An 18,703-nucleotide genomic window follows, 5' to 3' on the forward strand; every position below is an offset into this window, starting at 1 on the left:
GCGCGAGCGGCAACCAGAGCCGCCGCGCTCGCGGGGCCGTCGGCGTGGACGTGACAGTGGGCGGCGGCGAGGTGGTGGCCGACGCGGTGGGCGCAAAGCGCACGGACGGCGCGCGGACCGGCGCGCGGCGGCGGTGGAGACGCGGATGGGGAGGTTGACGCAGGGAGTGTGAGGGGCTTAGATTGGCTGGGCTCTGGCGGGCGGCGATTGAAATTCCCATCCCCAATTCCTATCTCCATGATCTCCAGAATCACCCGCGGGCCAACATCCTCGTCGGCGACCGGCAGATGGCCGTGCGATCCGAGGTGTTGGGGCTGGTGGAACGGGCCGTGCTGTGGCCGCAGTTGATCGCGATCGCGCCGACCCACGAACCGTATGCACAGCGGGCGGAGCGCGAGATCCCGCCGGTGTGGCTGCGGCCGGAGTCCGCTGCGCACGACAGCCAGCCCAAACGTCCATGAGGAGCCGGAAGTGGTCGACCGACGCCGGAGCCGACGCCTGATCCCAGTCTCCAACAGACTTTGGGCATGCGTCGTGGCCCTATCCGTCACAGCATGTGCCCAACCGCCACATGCACCGCCGAGTGAAGTCCCTACCAGCGCGACGCGCCCGGTGCCGGCGACCGACGCCGTGGTACAGCTGGGTGGTGTCTCGAATGCGGTGGCGCTGGGGTTGGCGCGCGCCTACTTGGGCGTGGGACCCCGCATCGTGGCCTTCGACATCTCGCAGCCGGAGCGGATGGCGGCGGTTGGGCAGAGCGGGGTGTTGCCGGGAGTCGTCCAGGGCATCGCCGTGGACCCGGTGAGCGGGCTGGTCTGGGCGGCGCTGGGCCCAGGTGGCGTCGCCGCTATTCGCACCGATGATGACAGCCTGACGCTGGTTCACCACACCGATACACCCACTGCGGCATACGACGTGGCGGTCGCGGACGGGAGCATTGTTGGGGCGATCGAACCCGCTGTGCTGGTCACCTTGAGCACGGATGGTGCGCTGCTGGGTCGCTACGAAGCTGGCCGGCAAGCCGATCCTCTCAGACTCTTCGACGAGCCCAAGCTGGGTCTGGATACCCTCGGCAACCTCGCCTTCCTGGCCGCCGGCCGTTCCGGGCTGCACATCGTCGACGTGGCCAGCCCAAGGTCACCGCAGTTGGTGGGGAGCCTCACGATGCAGCAAGAAGTGCAGGATGTGGCGTTGGACGGCGACCTGGCTTACGTGTCGGGCTACCCGCTACAGATCGTGGACATCGCCGACCCGGCCAAGCCACGGGTGGTCTGGCCGCAGCAAGTCCAGGACGATTCGTCGATATTGTCGGCTCATGGCCTGGCAGTCGGCAATGGCTGGGCGATCTCGAACCAGCAGTTGATTGACGTGCGTCAGCCGGAACAGCCCCACGCCAAGCCGCTGCCCGGCGGCGACGACAAGGCCTCGAGCGGCGCGCGCCCAGCCATGCGCGGGACGATCGCCTACCTGCCGGCCGGCAACACCTCGGGCGGCATGCGCATCGTGGACATCGCCGACCCGGCGGCGCCGCGCGAACTGTGGCACGTCGAAATGCCGGGCGCGGTGATGTCCGTGGAAGCCGACGCGGGCCATCTGTCCCTGGAGACCACGCGGGCCATCCTGGACGTGGACGTGTCTGTGGCGACGGCGCCCCGTGTCGTGAGTGTCCATTCGCCGGACATTCGGGTACGCCTTGCCGACGGACGGGTGGTCGACACCGCCACGCAGCACTACGTTGGCCACGACCGCGTTCTGTTCGTCTACGATCTCGCCGGTGGCACATCGACGGCATCGGCAAAGGCCGTCTACTCGACCACCATCCTGTCCAACCCCAACGAGATGCGGTTGCAGGGCAGCCACCTGTACCTGTCCGACTCGGGCTGGGATTATGACATCGAGCGTGGCGGTCCCAAGTACTTCGAGGTGGTCGACATCGCGCAGCCAGACCGGCCTGCGTCGATCGGCCGCATCGCGTTCGAACGCCCGCTAGCAGCGCTTGTCGTCGCCGGCGACACCGCCTGGGTGGCCGTCCGGGGCGACGACGGGTTCATGTCTCGCGACCCAAAACCCAGCGAGATCGTGGCCATCGACATCGCCGATCCGGCGAACCCGCGCGAGCGTACCCGCCTCACCGCGGCGGGCCAGGTAGACGACCTGCTGCTGCAGGGTCAGACGCTCCATGCCGCCACCCATCACGGCTGGCAGCGGTTCGACGTGGGCGACGGCAGTCGTCTGACGGAGGCGGGCAGCCGAGCCTTGCCGGGTTCGCCGCGCAGCTTGGCCCTCGCCGACGGCATGCTTTGGCTGGGCGCCTGGGAAGCCGGCGTCATTGGCATCCCCGTTGGCGACGGCGCACCCGAGCTGTCGGGCAGTGCGCCGGACTTGCCCGTCTTCGTCGAGGCCATCGCTGCGGCGGCGCGCCCGTCCGCTACGGCGACCGCTTCACCGGTCGAACGGAGGGCGGGCGCAGCAGCGATACCGCTCATCGGACACGTGGGCGGCACGCTGTCGGTGATGGCGCTGGACGACGCGATGCTGTTCGTCGGACAGGATGAAAACGTATTCGCAGTCGACGTCAGCGACCCCGGACAGGCCCGATTCAGGGGCCGTAGCCCACTCCTGGCCGGCAAAGTCACAGATCTGGCCGTCCGAGGCGGCCTGGTGTTTGCCGCGCTCGGCCGGGCCGGCCTCCGGGTCGTCGATGCCCACGACGCCCTGCGCCTCGTACCCGTGGCCGGTGTCTCGGTGGCGGGGCCAATCGATCTGCTTGCGCTGGGCGACGATACGATCTACACCGCGGACGCCACTTCCGGTACGGTGCGGATATTCAGCCTTGCCGACGGCCGCCACCCGGTGCCGGTCGGCACCTTCACCGCCGATGGACCGATCCTCGGCCTGGCTGCCGGTGACGGCATGCTGTTACTCGCCCGGGGTCGTGCCGGGCTGCAAGTGGTGGACGTGCGGCAGCCGGGCAGCGCGCATGAGATGGGCTCACTGGGCGATGGGATCGTGGCCAGCGGAGTGGCGTTCATGGACCGTTACGCCTACGTCGTCGATGGGCGCCGCATCCTGCATTCGGTGGATCTGTCCGATCCGGCGCATCCGCGCTCGGTGGGCGAACTGGACGGCGCACCGGGCATCGCCCGCATCCGCCCATTCGGCGGGCGCCTGGCTCTGCTGAATCCCGAGAGTCAGGATCGCGTGCGGATCGTGGACGTGTCAGATCCCCATCACCTGCGCGACGTGGCCCACGCTCAATCTGACTGGGGCCGGCACGACTTGGCGGTGCGCGGCGAGATGACGTACCTCATGGATGCCGAGAACAATGGGTTGTACGTGGTTCCTTGGGCGTCGGGGCCGGATGCGCAGGCGGCAGCAGGGGAAGTGCCCAGGACCGACGTGACATCCGACGGTGTGCTGGCCGCGCTGAACGGCTTCGTCTTCAGGTCCGAGCCGGGCGATGATTTCACCTTGGTGGACAGCGGCGAATACGGCCACATCATCGCCCATAGCGTACCCGAGGTCCCGCGCCAGGCGGGCGTGCTGAAGCTGAACTATCGGCACCGAGCGGTGTCCGGACGATACCTCCTCCTGGGCGACCGCAGTCACGTTGGCGGGCTCGAGCTGTACGACATGGCCGCCGCCAACGGCCCGGTACTCGTCGCCACGGCCTCCGAGGAACCAACACCGGCTCACCCCGACTGGTTCCCCCCGCCCGCCGCACTGGATACACCATCCAATGGCGCCGGGTCATCGTTCCATCTCCTCCGAACGCGCTTTGCGGCGCCCAAGGCGGGCTGGGACCAACTGGAACGGGAGATCGTGAGTGTCGTGCCTGTCACAGAGGGCGTCGATGGGGTGCCCGCGGCGGTGTTCGACATCGGCTACGGCAAGGATTCATCCGTCCCATCCATGTCCGCGTACGACGCGGGACGCGGTCTGCTGGTCACCGGCGGCCCGACGTTGCGCGTGTTCGACACTAAGACCGCACCGGCCCGCGAGATCGGCCGGCTCGAATTGGGCGGCGATGGGCCGTTGGCGCTCGATGGCGCGTACGCCTATCGCATCACTCCCAACGCCGAGATCGATGTCATCGACCTGCATCAACCCGCCGCACCACGCCGCGTGGCCGCCATCGCGCCCTTGGGCCGACCGCGGATTGGCACCGATGGGCGGGGAATCGCAGCCGCGGGCGGGTATCTATATCTGGCCGAAGACACCATGGATGATCGGGGTGACAATGCGGTCGTCCGCGCCTACGATCTCGCCGATCCGGTGGCACCCAAAGCCGTGGATGCTTTCAACACCGGCGCCATCGGTGGGGGCATCACGTCGCTTGGAGCGGTTCGCGATGTTGTAACCGTGGTCGGCCACGGCGGGCTTTACGTGTTTCGCAACAGCCGGCCCAGACCATGAGGGCCTGTCCTGCCTCTGACGGACTTGGCGTTTCCCCCGAGCCGGGGATACATACCCCAGACGCGCGAGCGAGCCGGGCAATGTGCTGCTTGAACCGGGCGAGGCTAAGCAAGTGCGCACGGCGTCGCCTCTGGAGGGCACACGCTACGCGTCGAGGCGGACAAGGGATCGAAGGGAGCCTACGATGACACGTCACACCCTCCTCGCCCTGAGCCCTGCAATCGCCACCACCGCCTGCGCTGCGCCCGGCGCCGGGGCTCGCCCACGGCGGGCTCGGCCGCCACGGCAGTGCCGTCACTGGCCGGAGGCGACATCGTACTCGGCGGGGTGTTCGACCTCACCGGCAGCGGCGCGCTGCTGGATGCCCCGGCCTCCGCCGGTGCCGTCCTGGCCGCCAAGCAGATCGCCGCGACGGGTGGCCTCTTGTCTCGCCCTTTCCGGCTGGAGCGACATCGCCGAAGTTGCCTGAACAGATCGGTCCGACGATGTTCCTGGCTTGCTTCGGGGACAACATCCAGGCAGCGGTAGGCGCCGAGTTCGGCGCCGACGTACCAGGGCCGGTGGCCTTTCGGGTCCGGCCGAGCAAGCCTAAAGAAACGGGCTGCGTTTCTTGAAGAAACGCCGGCCCGTTCTTGAAGAAACGCCGGTCCTTTCTTCAAGAACCGGGGCGCGTTTCTTCAAGAAACCGGGGACGATGCCGAAAGAGGCGCCATCCGGACAGCCAAGGCTGTCCGCCGAGCGCGTCGGGCAGTCGTCGGCGGGTGCCGCACCTCGATCCGCGTGCCCCGCGCTGCCCCAGCGTCGGGTGGACGACGGTTGCGCGACGGTCGCGCGGCGGTCCAACCCCCTTCCATGCGGCTGTCGCACCACGTACGCTGTCCCTGCGCCCGCACCTTTCGCGGCGCAGCACGGAACAGGAGTACACGTTCACATGGCAACCTGGATTGAGGCGATCAGCGCCTACCGCCCGCGGGTATCCAATCTGCCGACGCTCGACCTCGACGCGCTGGCCGAACGCCTCGCCACCGGCACGCTGCTCACGCCGCGCGTCGCCCGGATGGTCCTGGAGGAGCTCGGCCACGAACTCGCACAGCAGCTGCGCACGGGCCACCGTGTGAAGCTGCCGGGCATCGGCACGTTTGGCCCGCGGATCCGTCTGGACGGGACGATGCGCGCCACGCTGCGCCTCGCCCCGGAGCTGCGCGACGCCGTGACGGACGTCGGTACGTTCCTCGGCGGCGTCACCGGCCGGGACAGCGTCGGGCTCGACCTAAACGCCCTCAAGGAGCGGTGGGACGCCGAGCACCCGGACGATCCGCTCGTGCTGCCGCCGAACTACCGGAGCCGGGCCAAGCGCACGGCGGCGTGAGTCGGCGCTACAACGCAGTGCGGCACCAGACCGGCCACGAGGGCGTCGCCTGACAGGGATCGACGTCCTCGTGGTCGTCGGGCGGCGGGTTGGTATGATTGGTCAGCTGAGCGCGTCAGCGCTTGGCCGGGCCACCTTACGGCTGCTGCGGGCGGTGCGCGGAGTCGCAGTTGGCCGTGACCTTTCCGATTGTCCGTCACTGGATGGCGTGGTACCATCGCCGCGATGCAACTGGTCATTCGTTGGTGCACGGTCTGCCGATGAAGCTGCCTAGCGATGCCGCCATTCCACTCGAAAAGCTCACGCACTATCTGCTCGTGCCACGCACCCATGGCGACAAGTCGGCGTTTCTCGCCAGATGCGGTTTCAACGCTGAGAATCCGAGCGACCTGCTGGCGTCCATTCGCACATTGATCCAATCATCGGAGGCGACCTTCGATCGTACCAGTCCGTACGGTGACTTCTATCGCGTCGATGGGAAGTTGGAGGGCGCGAAAGGAGTCGTGCTGGACGTCAGAACGATTTGGATCCAAGTGCGCCGTGACATGACGTTTCGATTTGTAACGCTACTGCCGCTGAAAGGAGCGCGCCGATGAGCCTCAAACTCTACGAGCAGGTCTCGTTGGTGATCGACGTGCCCGAGTACCAGCTCAAGCGGGGAGATGTTGCCGTCTTGGTGGACAGGTTGCCCCATCCGTCAGGCGGCGAGGCCGGCTGTATTCTCGAGGTCTTCAACGCAATCGGCGACTCGATTGCGGTCCTCACCGTGCCGGAATCGGCGGTGGAGCCCATGCGGGCGGACGAGGTCATGGCAGTTCGACTGCTCGTAGACTCCCACTAGTACCCCACCACTGCAGATTCTCCGGGTTCCGTAGTCTGGTAGCCACCACGAGCATGTTCAGTGGTGGGGTACTAGTGGGAGTCTACGGAAGTGATGGACACACACCGCGCGTGGACTACAAATCCACATCATGCGGTCCGCTCTCCCGCTGGCCGGCGGGACTGATCCGCACGAACTCCGCCGTCGCCTGCAGCTCTTCGATCGTCCAAGCGCCCGCGTACGATAACCCGCTGCGCAGCCCGCCGACCAGCTGGTACAGGATGCTGTCCACCGGCCCGCGGTACGGGACGCGCGCCTCGACGCCCTCGGGGACGACGCGCTCATATTCCTTCTTCGGGATCTGCGCCGCCGGCAGCTGGCGCTCGGTGGCTTGCAGGGCGATGTTCGCCTCGAGCGAGGCCATGCCACGCGTCACCTTGTAGCGCCGCCCGCCGCGCACGACGACCATCCCGGGGCTCTCGCGCGTCCCGGCCAGCAGGCTCCCGATCATCACGCACTGCGCCCCGGCCGCCAGCGCCTTCACGACGTCGCCGGCCGCCTTGATCCCGCCGTCCGCCACCATCGGCACGCCGGCGGCGGCCGTCACCGGGGCGCACTCGGCGATCGCGGAAAGCTGCGGTACGCCAAAGCCGGTCACGATCCGCGTCACGCAGATCGAACCCGGTCCGATGCCGACCTTGATCCCGTCCGCACCGACATCGATGAGCCGCGCCGTGCCCGCCGCCGTCGCGACGTTGCCGATGACCATGTCCCAGCTGTCACCGAACGTCCGCCGCAGCTCGCGCGCCGCGTCGACCGCCATCACGGAGTCCCCGTGGGCGATGTCGATGACGAGGGCGTCGGCGCCGGCGTGGAGGAGCTGCTCGGCCCGCTCCAGATAGCCGGGCCGCACACCGACCGCCGCCGCAACGCGCAGGCTGCCCGTCGGATCGATCGTCGCGTCCGGGAACATCGAGCGGTGCTCGAGATCCTTGGCGGTGATCAGGCCGGCCAGCCGTCCGTCGGTGTCGAGGAGCGGCAGCTTCTCGATCCGGTGCGCGTCCAACAGCCGCCGCGCGTCGGCGATCGGCGTGCCTTCGGGCGCCGTGATCAGGCGGTCGCGCGGCGTCATGACGGCGCCGATGCCTGCGCTGTCGTCGTCGAAGAACATGATGTCGCGGCGCGTCACGATCCCGATCGGGCGCCGTTCGCCGTCGATGACGATCAGGCCGCCGACCCCGTCCTCGCCCATCATCGCCCGTGCGTCGCCGACGGTCGCGTCGCCCGGCAGCGTGAACGGCGTCTTCACGATCGTCGCCTGGCTGCGCTTGACGCGCCGGACCTCGTCCGCTTGGCGGCCGATCGTCAGGAAGCGATGGATGACGCCGATCCCGCCGGCGCGCGCGAGGGCGATCGCCATCTCGCTCTCGGTGACGGTGTCCATGTTGCTCGAGACGATCGGGATCGCGAGCTCGATCCGGCGGCTGAAGCGCGTCCGCGTCGTCGCCTGCGACCGCGACCGGACCTCGCTGTAGCGTGGGACGAGGAGGACGTCGTCGAACGTCAGCGCGGCGTCCGGGCGAAGGCGCAGCGTCGGCGGCGGCGCGGCGCCGTTCAGGGCGGCGGTTGATGGGGCGGGACGGTCGAGGATATCCATGGCCGGTCTCCCGACGGTGTAACTTCGGCGATGGCGAACGCGGCTTTGTCCGCCTCCGAGCCATCGTAGCATAACACGCCTGGTACCCCGCCACTGGACACGCCTGGGCTGCCCGGCAGAGTACGGAGGCCGGAGATTCTGCAGTGGCGGGGCACTAGGGTGGCGGCTTCGATCCGGCCGTCGGTGCCGACGCGCCGGGCGCTGACGCGGTCGATGTCGCCGAATCCGCATGCCGGACCGCATCCCCGACCGCACCCCCGTCGGGCTCCCACGAGCCGCAGACGAGCACCCCGTCCCCGTCGCGCGCCACGCCGAGGAACGGCGCCGGGTCGTACGTGGTCGCCAGCTCGGTCTCGTTCGCATAGCCGCCGCCCGCGTCGACGCCCTCGACGATCGAGAAGTGCAGGTGCAGCCCGACCGGCTTGGCCGGATCACCGGACCACGTGCCCTGGCGGCCGAGGAGCTCGCCGGCGCGCACCGGGCGGTCGCGCGTCCCGGGCGGGAACGCGGGGGCGACGAACGACGTCGCGCCGTCGGCGGAGGCCATGTGGGCGTAGTACGTCCAGATCGTTCCACCGGCCGGCGGGCGCTGGTCGAGCGGCGCGAAGTCGGGTGGGAAGGCAGGGTGGCGGATGATGACGGCGCTGCGCCAGTCCGCCTCGCGCGTCAGCAGGCCGTCGAACGCGGCGAAGACGGGCGTGACGTTCTCTTGGCCGTCCGGGCTGAAGATGTCGAAACCGGTGTGGTGGTGGCCCGGGAAGAACGCGTCGTCCCAGCCGTAGCCGATGAAGCCGTCGCTCGGGATCATCATCGGCGCGCCGGCGCAGCGGTTGCCGCCGAAGACGCGCCATGCGTCGTGGCCGTCCGGACCGCGGCGGATCCAATCGATCACGCGCGCATGCTGCGGCGTGCTCGTCCGCACCCACGGCGCGAGGCGCAGCAAGAGGACGGCGGCGGGGACCCCGAGGAGGAGGGCGAGCCCGACGATCGTGCGCCGACGCCGCGGCGCGCGCGAACCGTGGTTGGATGCCATGGACGGATCCTCGTCGATCCCGCGCTGGCCCGGCGGTGATGCTGCGTCCAACGTGCCCCGGCTCACCCGTGCCAGCCACGCCGCTCGAACGGACGGCCCGCGGCGCGCCGGCGACTTAACACAGGCGACGGCAGGTGGGGGTCACCTGCCGTCAGCCTTATGGATGCGCCGGTCCGTGGTTACCGCTGCCGGCTGAGCGGTGGTCTGGCGTGCGACGCTCAAGCTTTCGCTCAAGACGTCCCGCCTGCGCTGCTGTCGTCGATGTCCTGCGTGCGATCAGCGCGTCGGTCGGTTGTGCCCACGAAGATACATGGCCCCGGCGGCCGCTGCTTGACCGCCCCGTTCCGGCGTGATGACCGCAGGCTGACGCGACGCTGACGGCCGCACCGCGCACTCCGGCTTGCCCCCCAACCCGCCCCCCCGCTATCCTCATCCGTCAAACCCAGGCCGCGCCCGACGCGCCGCCGAGGGCGGCCCATGGCGAGGGCCGTCAGCGCCGGCGCACCCGCCCCCCGGAGGCGATGCCAACGGTGCCGAATGCCGCCGCCGCGAACCCTGCGGATGACCACAGCCCGTCCGACCACGATGTCGGGGCGGCGGAGCTGGATCGACGGTTGGCGGCTCTGCTCGGCGACGTCGAGCGGCGCTTCGGTCGCGGCGATGCGGAGCGTGTCGGGCAGGCCTACGAGGCGGCGGCGGCGGCGCACGCCTCGCAGCGGCGCAAGAGCGGCGAGGCGTACATCGTCCATCCGCTTGCCGTCGCCCAGATCGTGGCGGACTTCGGCCTCGACCCGGACGCGATCGCCGCCGCCCTCCTGCACGACGTCGTCGAGGACACCGCCGTCGGTGACGACGAGCTGCGCCGGTCGTTCGGCGACGCGGTGGCGGATCTGGTGCGCGGCGTAACGAAGATCAGCGAGATCGAGGCGCGCGACATAACGGCGCACCAACCGCGGGAGGGCAAGGATAAGGAACGCGACCGCGAGTTGGCGCACGAGGCCGAGAACCTACGCCGGCTGCTGCTCGCATCGGTGGACGACCTGCGGGTGATTCTGATCAAGATGGCTGACCGCCTTCACAACATGCAGACGCTTGGCGCGCTGAAGCCCGAGCGGCAGGCGCGCATGGCCCGCGAGACGCTGGAGATCTACGCGCCGTTGGCGAACCGCCTGGGCATCTGGCAGTTCAAGTCGCACTTCGAGGACCTCTCGCTCAAGGTGCTCGAGCCCGAGACCTATCACTTGATCGACACCGTCCTCTCCGGCCGGCGCGCCGAGCATGAGGCGTACCTGGAGGCGGCGATCCGCACGCTCCAGGAGCGGCTCGAAGCAGCCGGTATCGACGCCGTGATCAAGGCGCGGGCCAAGCACATCACATCCGTCTACGCCAAGATGAAGCGCAAGGACATGGACGCCGACCAGATCCTCGACGTTCTGGCGATGCGCGTCCTCGTCGACTCGAACGAGCGGTGCTACAGCGCGCTCGGCGTCATCCATCAACTGTGGGATCCGATGGAGGGCGAGTTCGACGACTACATCGCCAAGAAGAAGCCGAACCTCTACCGCTCTCTCCACACGACGGTCAAGGGGCCGGACAACCGCCCGCTCGAGATCCAGATCCGCACGCACGACATGGACGAGCTGGCCGAGTACGGCATCGCGGCGCACTGGATCTACAAGGAGAACGCGAACCTCTCGGCCGAGGTGCAGCGCCAGATCGCCGAGCTTCGGCGCACGTTGGAGTCCCGCGACGCCGATGCACCCGACGCGCTCACGTTCGTCGAGGGGCTGAAGGCCGACGTCTTCCGCGACCAGGTGTACGTCTTCACGCCCAAGGGCCGCGTCCTCGAGCTACCGACCGGCGCGACGCCGATCGATTTCGCCTACCGGATCCACTCCGAGGTCGGCAACCGCTGCCGCGGCGCGCTCGTGAACGGCAAGATGGTCGCGCTGAACACGCCGCTGAACACGGGCGACACCGTCAAGATCGTCACGACCAAGGGCGACGACGCCGGCCCGAGCCGCGATTGGGCGAACCCTGCGCTCGGCTACGTGGTTTCGGCGCACGCGCGCGAGCGGATCAAGCAGTACTTCCGCCGTCAGATCCGGTCGGACTCCATCCGCCAGGGCCGGGACGTCGTCGAGCGCGTGCTGCGCAAGCTCGGCATGACGCGCACCAAGCTCGAGGCCGTCGCCCGCCTGTTCGGCGACGACGGCGTGGACGACTTCCTGGCCGCCGTCGGCCGACAGGAGATCGCCGCGCAGACGCTGTCGCAGCGATTGCTGGAGCACGAGGCGACGACGCTGCCGCCGCCCAAGGCCAAGCCGATCGAGCCGCACGGCGTCCCGAAGACCACCGCGCCGGTGACGCTCTTCGGCGCCGACCAGGTACAGACGCGCATCGCCCGGTGCTGCAACCCGCTGCCGGGCGAGCCCGTCGTGGGCTACCTCACGCGCGGGCGCGGTGTTACGCTGCATCGGACGGACTGCCGCAACATCGCCGCCCAGCGCGCCCGCGAGCCCGAGCGCTTCATCCAGGTGGCGTGGGCGCCGCGCAAGAGCCAGACCGTGCCGGTGGTATTGAACGTCTACGCGATCGACCGCAGCGGCCTCGCGCGGGACATCGCGGATGTGATCAGCAAGAGCGGCATCAACATGCAGGGCATCAGCGCCATCGCGCGCGACCGCGATGCGCTGGCTGTTGTTGCCGTTGTAGTCGAGTTAGAATCGACCGATCAGTTGGCCGACCTGCTCGACAAGCTGCAGAACGTGACGAACGTCATCGAGGTCCGCCGCACCGCTGGCTGACGACGACGCCAGCCGCCGACACCGACCCACGCGCCCGGGGAACCCAGCCAATGCCCGCCGACCCGCCCACCGATCCGTTCGACGCGTCCGCCGACCCCACCGCGGAGCCGACCCGCGATCCCGGCGCTGATCCGGGCGCCAATCCAGGGCGACCCGATCCGGGGCGACCCGATCCGCCACCGGCCTCGCCGTCCTTCTGGCCGCTCCCGGGCGACTCGGCTGCGCTGAACCCGCTGGCGCCGGACGATCTCCCGCCCGCTCCTGCCGACGACGATCGACCGCCAATGGCGGCCATCCCCTCGGACGATCCCTTCGGTGCCTACATCGACGACGCCGACGGTGAAGACGATGCCGTCGGCACAAGTGCAGCCGGCGCGCTGCCCGAGTGGCCGGCGCCCGCTCCGGCGCCCGGCGCGCCGATCCATGTCCAGCCGTTCGACGCCGCCGCTCCGTACACGTCCGCCGCTCCGTTCGACGCCGCCATGCCGTTCGACGCCGCCATGCCGTTCGACGGCGGCGCGCCCTTCGACGGCGGCGCCCTGGCGGCCCCGGCGCATGTCGACCCGCGATCGTTCGACGCTCCGTCGGCGCACGCGTTCGACCAAGGCGACGACCTGAGCGCTGCGGTGCGCTCCACGCCGTCCGTGCCGTGGGACCGCCACCAGGACCCAACGCCGGCCGCTCCGCCACCTTCGACGCCGGGCGAACGGATCGTCGCGGCGGCTGGCGCGAACGCGCTCTACTGGGCCGGAGCCGGGGTCATCGCCCTCGTCGCCCTGACCGCGCTGTTCTTCGGCGTCCTCGTGCGCTCGTCCGATCCGTTGACGGTTGAGGGCGATACGTCCGACGCGGCGGCGGCGATCGACGGTGCGCGCGGGCCCGGCGGCGGCGCGGACTTCGGCGCCACGGGTTCGTCGGCGATCACGCGGACGGGCGGGGCTTCGAGCGATGCGACGGATGCCACGAATGGATCGGACGGATCGGACGGGACGAACGGGACGCGTGGGACACGGGCGACGAAGCGGACCGAAGCGCTCGAAGTGCCTCCGCCGATCGTTCCGGGTGCTGAGAACCCGTCAGGCGGCGCGGCCGACGCGGACGGCGCGGCCGTCGAGGGCGCGTTCGTCGTGCCGGCAGGCTACCGCCGCTACGACGATCCGCAGCACGGCTTCAGCATGCGCGTGCCGGCCGATTGGCGCGAGGCGCATCGCTCCGCCGGGCCCGGCGACGACGCCGGGATGCCGGACTACGACGTCGTGTTCGAAGCGCCGGAGGGCGAGCAGCGGCTGGCCGTGAGCATATGGGGCGCGGGCGAGCGCCCGCCGTTCGAGACGTGGCTGCAGTCGGCCGTCGCCGGCCTCCGCCCGCTGGACGACGGCGCAGCCGCCGGTACGGTCGACGAGGGCGGCGTGCCGTACAACGCCTTCCTCGCCGGCGAGCCGTCCCTCGTCCTCGGCGCCGATGAGACGCCCGTCAGCCACCTGTCCTATGCCGCCTTCCTCCAACACGCCGACCGCTACGTGCGCATCGCCTGGGCCGATATGACCGGCCTGACCCGGCCCGACGATGTCCTCGGCGCCCTCGCCAGCTTCGGCTGGGTCGGCGACGACCTCGTGACCGGCACCGCGCCCCAGGCGAACCAGGTGCCGTGGCTGCGGCTGCCGCACGGGGTGTACTGGCCGAGCGACGTGTTGTTTGGGGACGGAGGGTAGCCCTTCCCGGGAGCGCCTGACGCGCGCCGGGAGAGGTTTCAGGCCGCCGGCATCCTGCCCCCGCCCCCCAACGCCCCCAACACCGCCCGCGCATGCCGCTTCGCCTCCCCCCCGGGCTCGCCCGGACCGACGCAGCTTGGGCAGCCCCAGGTGCAGCGGCAGCCCTCGACGAGGTCCGTGCACAGCGCGATCAGCTCGGCGTGGCGGCGCCACAGCGCCTCGCCGAAGCCGACGCCGCCGCCGGCCTGCTCGTAGACGACGACCGTCGGCCGCTGGGACCACGGGGCGTGGGCCGTCGTCGTGACCCCGAGGTCCGCGGCATCGCACATGAGGAGCAGCGGGGCGATGTGGCCGAGCGCGTAGCCGACGCCGCTGAGCGCGCCGTGCAGCCCGAGCGCGCGTTCGGCCAGGCGGTGGCAGGCAGGGCAGAGCGTGATCAGGTTGTCGAGGTCGTTCGCCAGGCGGTGGTTCTCGTTGATGCCCTTCAACCAGCCGAATAGGCGGAACGGGCGGAGGTGGTGGACATCGTGTGTCCGTCCGGGGCGCGGAACGGCGCCGCACAGCCGACAGCGGTGGCCGTCGCGCGCCAGGGCGGCGGCACGCTGGACGGGCCAGTTCGGGCCGCGATCGCCCGAGGGATCGAAGTCCCAGCGCCCGATCGCGCGCAGATGCTCGACGCATGCTTCGTCGAGCGTGAACCAGTAGCCGCCCGCCACGTGCACGCTCTCCGGCAGGTCGATCGTCCCCCAGCCGATGGTTTCGTTCGTCGAGAAGCGCAGCTCGCGGTAGCTCGTCGGCTTGGAGCGGACCTCCAGCTCGCCGTAGCCCACCCGGCACGGACCTTCGTCCCGCTCGGCGGCCGTCAGAATCGGCTCGACGTCGACGCGGGCCGAGCCGCGGGTGTACGTGGCCCCGTCCGTCGGCACGACGAGCGCGCGGCCGGCCTCCCAGTCCAGCGACTCGACCCGCCACGGAGTGCCGTCGTGCAGGTAGACGGCGCCGGTGTGGACGACGAGCGGGGCGCGGGATCGGTCGATCGTGCCGAGGATGTCTTGCCGGGCGACGTCGAGGCTGTCGCGCGCCGGACTCTGTCGGACGATCGCCACGACGTCGCTCGCGGCTCCGCGCAGGTTGACGCCCTCCGCCGGGTAGCGATCGGCCAGCCAGTACCACGTGCCGCCGCGCGCCGAGAGGCTGCCCGCGGCCTCGAGGACCGCCAGGAGATCGCCCACGGCCACGCCGCCGGTCGCGCCGACGGTCGCGCCGCCGGCCGCGCCGCCGTCCACACCGCCGGCCGCGCCGAGCGGTGCCCCGAACGGCCTCGCGGCCTCCTCGGCACCGAACGGCAGCTCGAACGCCGCGCATCGGACGTGCTCGAGCACGATCCGCAGGTTGTCCGGGTCGAGGCGCGCCTCCTCGGGCGAGCGGTCGAAGAGGTAGTCGGGGTGGCGGACGATGAACTGGTCGAGCGGCGACCCGCCGGCGATGAGCACCGCCACCGCCGTGCCGGTCCGCCGCCCGACGCGCCCGGCCTGCTGCCGCGCGCTGGCGATCGAGCCGGGGTAGCCCATCATCACGCAGGCGTCGAGCTCGCCGATGTCGATCCCGAGCTCGAGCGCGTTCGTGGCCACGACGCCGCGCAGCCGACCGTCGCGCAGGTCGGCCTCGATCGCCCGGCGCTCCGTGGCCGTGTAGCCGCCGCGGTAGCCGCGCACTGCCGGACCCCCGCCGCCGCCGAGAAGCCGGACGAGGAGCTCGGCCGTCTGCCGAGCCCGGGCGAAGACGATCGTCTGGACGCCGCCGGCCAGGAAGTGGCGGGCGACGGGCTCGGCCTCGGCCACGACGCCGCGGCGCAGGTTCAGCGCGGCATCGACGATGGGCGGGTTGTAGCACGCGAACAGCCGCCGGCCGCTCGGCGCGCCGTCGTCGTCGAAGAGCGTCGGCGCGGCGCCGGCGAGGGCCTCGGCAAGTTCGGCCGGGTTGGCGATCGTCGCCGACAGGACAACGAAGCGCGGGGTGGCGCCGTGAAAGGCCGCGACGCGGCGCAGGCGCCGGAGCACGTTGGCCACGTGGCTGCCGAACACGCCGCGGTAGACGTGGATCTCGTCGATAACGACATAACGGAGGCCGGCCAGGAACGATGACCACGACGTGTGGTGCGGCAGCAAGCCGGTGTGGAGCATGTCCGGGTTCGTCAGGACGATCCGCGCGCCGGCGCGGATGCGGCCGCGCATCGCCTGCGGCGTGTCGCCGTCGTACGTCGCCGGCGCCAGCACGACCCGCGGCGGGTCGGCACCGGCGTCGCCCGCGTCCCGGGCAGCGGCATCGAGCGCTTCCTGCCAGCCGTGCAGCGCCGCCAGCTGGTCCTGGGCCAGCGCCTTCGTCGGGAACAGGCAGAGCGCGCGGGCGCTGGGATCGCGGACGAGGGCGTCCAGGATCGGAGCGGTGAAGCAGAGGCTCTTGCCGGATGCGGTGCCGGTGGCCACCGCCACGGGGCCCTCGCCCGGCGCGAGCGCGGCGGCGATGGCGGCGGCCTGATGACGATACGGTGCGTCGATCCCGCGGCGGGCGGCGGCACGGGCGACGACGGGCGCCAGCGCACGCGGCCACGGCGCGTGCTCGGCCGGCCGCGCGGCCACGTCGCGCACGGCCACGAGGTTGGGGGCGAAGCGCGGGTTGCCGACGAACGAGCGCCAGAGGTCGTCGACGGGCACGACGAAGCGGGGCGGCGGCGGCTTGGACACGGGGGCGATCGTAACACCGAAACCGCAACACCGAAACGAAGCGGGCGGCGGGTCGACCCTGACGGGTGACCCGCCGCCCGTGGGTGGCGGAGAGCGTGGATGGACGTTGGCGAGGAGGGCGACGCGTTCGCGTCGCCCCTACGGGAGGGCGCCTATGGCCAGGGCTGGCTCCAGTCGTGCCGCTCCTTGGGGCACGTGAAGACCGAGGCGATCTCGCCGTAGATCGCGGCCATGCGGTCGGCGCGCGGCTCGATGTAGGCCATGCTCGGGTTCGTGGCGCACGCCGCGAGCAGCTCGGGGTAGACGAGGTCGATGATGTCGTCACCGGTCGAGCGGCCGAAGCCGATCGTGTAGACGCTGGCGCCCATGTCCTTGGCGACCTGGGCCGCCTTGATGACGGTGTCCTCGACGCGGCCGGTCTCCGGATCGGCCGGCACGCGGTTGGGCAGACCGTCGGTCAGCATGACGAGCACGGCCATGTTCTCGGTGGTGCGCAGGCCGCTCTGCAGCGCCTCGGCGCCCTTGAGGAACGCCAAGTCGAGGCGCGTGCCTTCCTTCTGGCGCAGGTCGAGGGTGTCGAGCGCGGTCATGATCGCCGTGGCGTCGTTCGTCATCTCGAGCTGGACCCAGGCATCGTTGTTGAAGCCGACGATCGAGGCGTGGTCGCTCTTGCCCTCCTCGTTGGCCGTGAGGTCCAGCCGCCCGACGAAGGCCTTGGCGGCGTCGATCACGGTGGCCTTCTTCTGCGCACCGTCCACGCTCTGGCGGTTCATGCTGGTGGACATGTCGATGACGAGGACGACGTCGGCGTGGCGCTCGAGGTTCTTGCAGGTCGGCTCGCGCAGCGACACCGGGAGGTAGATCGGCTGTGGCTCACGCGTCGGCGTCGCCGTCGGCGGGAGATCGGTGGGCGTCGGTGTCGGCGGGGGCTCGGGCGTGCTCGTCGGCGGGGGCTCGGGCGTGTCGGACGGCATCGGCGTTTCGGAGGGCCGGATGCACGGTCCGGTGACGGTGATCACCTTCTGCGCCATCAAGACCTTGGCCTTGATGCCGTCCATGTCCGTGATCTGCATCTCGCCGTCCACCGGCCACACGCCGGTGAGCAGCGGCTTGAGCTTGAACGTCACGGTCTGCGGCTGCCGCGCCTCGGGGTTCCGCCACTCCCACTTCAGCGTCATCGTCGTCCCGGACGTGCCGATGACCTCCGACGGCGCCGGATCGATCGAGCCGGCCTCGACCTCGAGGCCCGGCGGGATCAGCTGCGAGAGGCCGAACGTCCGGACGCCGACGTCCTTCTCAAGGCTGCGCGTCTGGCCGCTCATCGCGCTGGCCAGCTTGCGCGTGTCGGGAACCTCGGCGTACCACGTGGACTTGGAGGGCATTTTGCGCGTTGTGCGGCAGTAGTCGCCCGTGTTGGACTCCGGACAACCGACAAACAGCGGGACGCGGTCGCCCTTGATCAGTTGCGCCGCTTCGAGCATCTTCTGCTCATCCTGGGGGAACGCGCTCTTCGTCGAGGCGAAGAACACGACCGCCTCACACGGCGTCGGCAGGCCCTGGCGCTCGACGTCCTGGCGCGAGTCGCGCAGGATCGAGAGCGCTTCGCGCGCTGCGCCGACGAAGTCGCCGTGCGGATCATGGCCGAGCCGCGGCTCGTTCAGCGGACCCCGGGCGCGCGAAACCTGTTCCGTCAGCCGCAACCGCGTGACGACTTGGCGGCTGTCGTAGTGGACGACGGCCACGCGCACGGTCATGCTGCGGATCGTGTCCAGGTGCTGCAGCACGCCGATCGCGGCGTCGTTCTGCCAGTCGGCGTGGAACGCCTCCGATACCTCGACGAAGACGACGTTCAGGCCGCCGGGACAGCTCGAGCACGCGGGCGCGGCGTCGACGACGATCGCGGACTGCTCGCACAGGAGCATCGTGTCCGTGACGACGGCGCCGTTCATCTCGCCCTTGCAGCTGCTGATCCGGTTGCGCTGCGTCAGTTCGGACGCCGCCACCGGCGCCGATGGACCCTGTGGCACGAGCCACATGGCTGCCGCCACCAGCACGGCGCCGAGCGTGGCCGCGGCGATGGCCCGATTGGAACGATTCAGCATGTGTTGGCCTCCCCCTCTTTGGGCGCTGCATGGGCGCGACCGG

Annotated in this window: 11 protein-coding genes; 7 read left to right on the forward strand and 4 right to left on the reverse strand. The window is 70.4% G+C overall.

Translation table 11 applies throughout. The annotated features are described in order from the left end of the window. Nucleotides 1–182: 182 nt before the first annotated feature. The 5 genes from IPG72_03270 to IPG72_03290 all read left to right on the forward strand — a co-directional run bounded on the left by IPG72_03270 (nt 183) and on the right by IPG72_03290 (nt 6,626). The gene (locus IPG72_03270) at nt 183–461 is read left to right on the forward strand and encodes a nitroreductase family deazaflavin-dependent oxidoreductase (GenBank protein ID MBK6768049.1); all 279 of its coding nucleotides are present in this window, start codon (nt 183–185) and stop codon (nt 459–461) included. A 151-nt stretch (nt 462–612) separates the two neighbouring features. Beyond that, complete coding sequence (locus tag IPG72_03275; protein MBK6768050.1) at nt 613–4,416, forward strand: hypothetical protein; 3,804 nt, start codon at nt 613–615, stop codon at nt 4,414–4,416. 931 nt (nt 4,417–5,347) lie between these two features. Then, nucleotides 5,348–5,785: an HU family DNA-binding protein gene (locus tag IPG72_03280; GenBank protein MBK6768051.1), complete on the forward strand. Its 438-nt coding sequence runs from the start codon at nt 5,348–5,350 to the stop codon at nt 5,783–5,785. 260 nt (nt 5,786–6,045) lie between these two features. After that, on the forward strand, nt 6,046–6,381 hold the full coding sequence (locus tag IPG72_03285; GenBank protein ID MBK6768052.1) for a hypothetical protein: 336 nt from the start codon (nt 6,046–6,048) through the stop codon (nt 6,379–6,381). Continuing rightward, the gene (locus IPG72_03290) at nt 6,378–6,626 is read left to right on the forward strand and encodes a DUF4926 domain-containing protein (protein MBK6768053.1); all 249 of its coding nucleotides are present in this window, start codon (nt 6,378–6,380) and stop codon (nt 6,624–6,626) included. The genes IPG72_03285 and IPG72_03290 overlap by 4 nt, the downstream gene beginning before the upstream one ends. Before the next feature lie 115 nt (nt 6,627–6,741). Here the strand turns inward: IPG72_03290 and guaB are convergent, their stop codons facing one another. Both guaB and IPG72_03300 read right to left on the reverse strand, forming a co-directional pair. Further along, complete coding sequence (gene guaB / locus IPG72_03295) at nt 6,742–8,262, reverse strand: IMP dehydrogenase (protein ID MBK6768054.1); 1,521 nt, start codon at nt 8,260–8,262, stop codon at nt 6,742–6,744. Between the two features lie 154 nt (nt 8,263–8,416). After that, on the reverse strand, nt 8,417–9,295 hold the full coding sequence (locus IPG72_03300; GenBank protein MBK6768055.1) for a M23 family metallopeptidase: 879 nt from the start codon (nt 9,293–9,295) through the stop codon (nt 8,417–8,419). Between the two features lie 521 nt (nt 9,296–9,816). On the opposite strand from IPG72_03300, the gene IPG72_03305 reads away from it, so the two are divergent. Both IPG72_03305 and IPG72_03310 read left to right on the forward strand, forming a co-directional pair. Continuing rightward, nucleotides 9,817–12,102, forward strand: coding sequence for a bifunctional (p)ppGpp synthetase/guanosine-3',5'-bis(diphosphate) 3'-pyrophosphohydrolase (locus tag IPG72_03305; GenBank protein MBK6768056.1), 2,286 nt, complete (start codon nt 9,817–9,819; stop codon nt 12,100–12,102). Nucleotides 12,103–12,152: 50 nt separating this feature from the next. Continuing rightward, nucleotides 12,153–13,814: a hypothetical protein gene (locus IPG72_03310; protein MBK6768057.1), complete on the forward strand. Its 1,662-nt coding sequence runs from the start codon at nt 12,153–12,155 to the stop codon at nt 13,812–13,814. Nucleotides 13,815–13,852: 38 nt separating this feature from the next. Here the strand turns inward: IPG72_03310 and IPG72_03315 are convergent, their stop codons facing one another. Both IPG72_03315 and IPG72_03320 read right to left on the reverse strand, forming a co-directional pair. After that, the gene (locus IPG72_03315; protein MBK6768058.1) at nt 13,853–16,558 is read right to left on the reverse strand and encodes a DEAD/DEAH box helicase; all 2,706 of its coding nucleotides are present in this window, start codon (nt 16,556–16,558) and stop codon (nt 13,853–13,855) included. 152 nt (nt 16,559–16,710) lie between these two features. After that, nucleotides 16,711–18,660 carry a VWA domain-containing protein gene (locus tag IPG72_03320; GenBank protein ID MBK6768059.1) on the reverse strand — a complete coding sequence of 650 codons (1,950 nt, stop codon included), beginning with the start codon at nt 18,658–18,660 and terminating at the stop codon, nt 16,711–16,713. Nucleotides 18,661–18,703: the final 43 nt, after the last annotated feature.

The sequence above is a fragment of the Candidatus Avedoeria danica genome, from assembly GCA_016703025.1.
In the GTDB taxonomy this organism is placed as follows: Bacteria; Chloroflexota; Anaerolineae; order Epilineales; family Epilineaceae; genus Avedoeria; species Avedoeria danica.

Excerpts from the sequence above, each read along its gene's own strand:
- IPG72_03310 (MBK6768057.1), top strand. The coding sequence starts at position 12,153 with ATGCCCGCCGACCCGCCCACCGATCCGTTCGACGCGTCCGCCGACCCC.
- IPG72_03305 (MBK6768056.1), top strand. The coding sequence starts at position 9,817 with ATGCCAACGGTGCCGAATGCCGCCGCCGCGAACCCTGCGGATGACCAC.
- guaB (MBK6768054.1), bottom strand. The coding sequence starts at position 8,262 with ATGGATATCCTCGACCGTCCCGCCCCATCAACCGCCGCCCTGAACGGC.
- IPG72_03285 (MBK6768052.1), top strand. The coding sequence starts at position 6,046 with ATGAAGCTGCCTAGCGATGCCGCCATTCCACTCGAAAAGCTCACGCAC.
- IPG72_03300 (MBK6768055.1), bottom strand. The coding sequence starts at position 9,295 with ATGGCATCCAACCACGGTTCGCGCGCGCCGCGGCGTCGGCGCACGATC.
- IPG72_03280 (MBK6768051.1), top strand. The coding sequence starts at position 5,348 with ATGGCAACCTGGATTGAGGCGATCAGCGCCTACCGCCCGCGGGTATCC.
- IPG72_03320 (MBK6768059.1), bottom strand. The coding sequence starts at position 18,660 with ATGCTGAATCGTTCCAATCGGGCCATCGCCGCGGCCACGCTCGGCGCC.
- IPG72_03290 (MBK6768053.1), top strand. The coding sequence starts at position 6,378 with ATGAGCCTCAAACTCTACGAGCAGGTCTCGTTGGTGATCGACGTGCCC.